The organism is Acinetobacter sp. YH16032 (genome assembly GCF_013417345.1).
Taxonomy (GTDB): domain Bacteria; phylum Pseudomonadota; class Gammaproteobacteria; order Pseudomonadales; family Moraxellaceae; genus Acinetobacter.
This window is the reverse complement of sequence record NZ_VPEE01000105.1, coordinates 1-2,550: the sequence shown is the minus strand read 5'-3', so window position 1 is coordinate 2,550 and position 2,550 is coordinate 1. Positions and strand designations below refer to the sequence as shown.

The following is a 2,550-nucleotide window of genomic DNA, read 5'->3' as shown; positions in this document are numbered from 1 at the left end:
TTACGCGTTTCTCAAGAAACAGGCTAACCAATAAAAGCTAATAGCCTATGCTCAACATACGGGAATAGGTCAATATTATATAAATATCCGTCCCATCTTCGGATTCGTTGCCGAACCCGAACACGGGTAGCAGGTGGGATTCTCCAGTGGGCTTTTTTGCGTCCTCGCTTCATTTTCACGTGCTGCGTGCCCTCGCCACGACCGAAAATGATAGCTTCGTCCTTAGTCGCCAATGCTACAGCTTCACAACGTCGGTCGGTCGTCGTCGCAACTCCTCCTCCTCCTCCTAGTTCCGCTTTCGCCTTTGGCTCTACGTTGCGTGTAACAATCAAGTCATAGTATGAATGCTTGGCATAGTTGAATTTGTAAAGCATTTCGAGATATGGCAAAGACTGATCGTCTGGAAGTTCGTCCGTAGCTTCTTCAGGGATTTTGACACCCCATAAAAGACCAAATGAGCCAGTTAAGCGACGCCCCTTGAGAATCTTAAAAGCCTCCCAAGTCTTTTCAACCGATAGATCACCAAACTTTAAAGCGTACTTACAGACCTCTGCTGCTGCTCCCGCATAGCCTGAACCCTTTTCTTTTTTCGCCCTGCGAACGTCTACAATATAAGAATCACCAGTGAGGCTTTGCCAATATTCCGCAAACTCTTGCTGATCAATCCAGCTATCCACCAGTGCAAACATGTGAATATGGGGATGCCATTCACCTGTTTTTTCGTTATACGTGTTTTCGTATGAGTACATAGCGCCCTGAACCTTACAAAACTCGTTGTACCCTCGACCCTTCTTGATGAAGTCTCTACGACGCTCTAGGAGCTTCCTAAAGGCGTTTAGAAGATGGTCGGCACGTTCCCGTAGGTCAGAACCGTTTTTTACTGTGAGCGTGATTAGAACGGGCTTGAGCTTGCGATTTTGCGTTAATACTTCATCAATACGTTGAACGTATCGAGTAACAGCACGGGAGGCACGAATAGCAGCGCAGAAAGGGCAAAGCAAATGCTGCCCGCATGTTTGGATTTTTGTTAGTTTGATTTCACCCAAAGTATAGAAATTTTTGAATAGCAGATAGTTTCCGCACTCATTCAATTTTTGGGCAGATTTAAGAGCCGCAATAGATTCATCGTTTTTAACGTCTTTAACATAGTTCTCTTTAAACTTGGCTAGTGTAAAAAGATAGTTTTCTTGGTTTTTAGCCCTATGTTTTAAAGTCGCAAAACGTGTTATTCTATCCGAATGTTGATCTTCGCAAGAAGATTCCAAAGCCTGTAATTCAACGCCCGCCAAAGCAGCCGAATTATGGGCTTTTTTATTGCCTTTTTTAGTCAATTTTTGTCCCCACTTTAATCAATAGTATCAAGAGAAAGAAAAAACAGCGAGTAGGCAAGCCTAACTCACTGTTTTTTTTCGTGTTTCACACGGTTTTTGCTAATTCAGGCTGTGCGCCTTTTGCGACATAAAAAATCACATTACGTCCGCTTGCCATTGCTCCAACAGCAATAGAAATTTTTTGATTTAAGAAGTCGATAAAATCACGATGATTTTCGACTGATAATGTAAAAAGCTCATTTTTTACATCACCGTTTGGAAGCTCCATAGCTCCCAAAATTTGCACCTTGTCACGATCTTCAAAGGCTTCGCCTTTCTTGTTTGTTCCGCCTTGTTGAGTAAAGACGTTTAATACTGTTCCCTCTAACTTAATCATCTTGGAAAACCCTCAATCACTTTTAATCGACCCTCAACAACAGCAATAGCAAATAACGTGATGTCACGTTTTTTATCTAAATGCTCCTGCAACACTTTTTTAAAATATGAAGCAGCTTCATCAAGTGAAGCCATAGGCTTGTTAGCCGTAACCTCAAAATTAGTCATCCGCCATATCTCCAGAATTGATTGACTGGCGATCCTTCAATAAATCCTGAAGAATCCGCCCCTCCTCAACCTGAATGTCATGCAAAGTGTCTTCATCGAGATTTAAAGATAAATAAACCTGATCAAGAGCAATAGCCAAAAGATCATTCAAGACTTTATTTCGAGAGCTGTTTAAGTGTTTTGCAAGAGATTCAACTTTCGCATGAAGATGCAATTGGATACGGAAAGGAACTTGAAAATATGCACCGTGATAGCTAGAACGACCTGTTTTTTTAAGTTCAGCAACAAACAAATCTAAATTAGTTGGCTCAGTCATAATGATATACCCTGTATATGTAAAAAAATTAAAGTAGCTTAACTGGTGAGTTATTTATATATCATTATTCTTTGTGGCGCAACCCTGCGGGATTGCTAAAAGCTCCCACTTAGGTGCTAAGGGGAGCTTTGTAATCAGGGAAAGGAAAGTTAAGAGTTTTTATTGCGTCAGTTCGCAGGCACTCCGCCTGCTCTAACTCTTACGTGTTGCAGTAGAATTTTCAGAATGCACGCTTACGCGTTTCTCAAGAAACAGGCTAACCAATAAAAGCTAATAGCCTATGCTCAACATACGGGAATAGGTCAATATTATATAAATATCCGTCCCATCTTCGGATTCGTTGCCGAACCCGAACACGGG

4 protein-coding genes are annotated in these 2,550 nt (G+C 41.6%); all 4 read right to left on the bottom strand.

Features of this window, described 5'->3' with window-relative positions; genetic code table 11:
- Positions 1 to 23: 23 nt before the first annotated feature.
- The 4 genes from FTV32_RS16495 to FTV32_RS16480 all read right to left on the bottom strand — a co-directional run bounded on the left by FTV32_RS16495 (position 24) and on the right by FTV32_RS16480 (position 2,190).
- A complete protein-coding gene (locus FTV32_RS16495; RefSeq protein WP_257221987.1) occupies positions 24 to 1,331 on the bottom strand; it encodes a protein rep in 1,308 nt (435 codons plus the stop codon).
- 85 nt (positions 1,332 to 1,416) lie between these two features.
- A complete protein-coding gene (locus FTV32_RS16490) occupies positions 1,417 to 1,707 on the bottom strand; it encodes a hypothetical protein (RefSeq protein WP_179991767.1) in 291 nt (96 codons plus the stop codon).
- Complete coding sequence (locus tag FTV32_RS16485; protein ID WP_179995794.1) at positions 1,704 to 1,874, bottom strand: hypothetical protein; 171 nt, start codon at positions 1,872 to 1,874, stop codon at positions 1,704 to 1,706. Before FTV32_RS16485 ends, FTV32_RS16490 begins: the two co-directional genes overlap by 4 nt.
- A complete protein-coding gene (locus tag FTV32_RS16480) occupies positions 1,867 to 2,190 on the bottom strand; it encodes a hypothetical protein (RefSeq protein ID WP_179991768.1) in 324 nt (107 codons plus the stop codon). Before FTV32_RS16480 ends, FTV32_RS16485 begins: the two co-directional genes overlap by 8 nt.
- Between the last annotated feature and the right edge of the window lie 360 nt (positions 2,191 to 2,550).

Bases quoted from the DNA above. Each gene is read 5' to 3' on its own strand.
- FTV32_RS16490 (WP_179991767.1), bottom strand. From the start codon at position 1,707: ATGATTAAGTTAGAGGGAACAGTATTAAACGTCTTTACTCAACAAGGC.
- FTV32_RS16480 (WP_179991768.1), bottom strand. From the start codon at position 2,190: ATGACTGAGCCAACTAATTTAGATTTGTTTGTTGCTGAACTTAAAAAA.
- FTV32_RS16485 (WP_179995794.1), bottom strand. From the start codon at position 1,874: ATGACTAATTTTGAGGTTACGGCTAACAAGCCTATGGCTTCACTTGAT.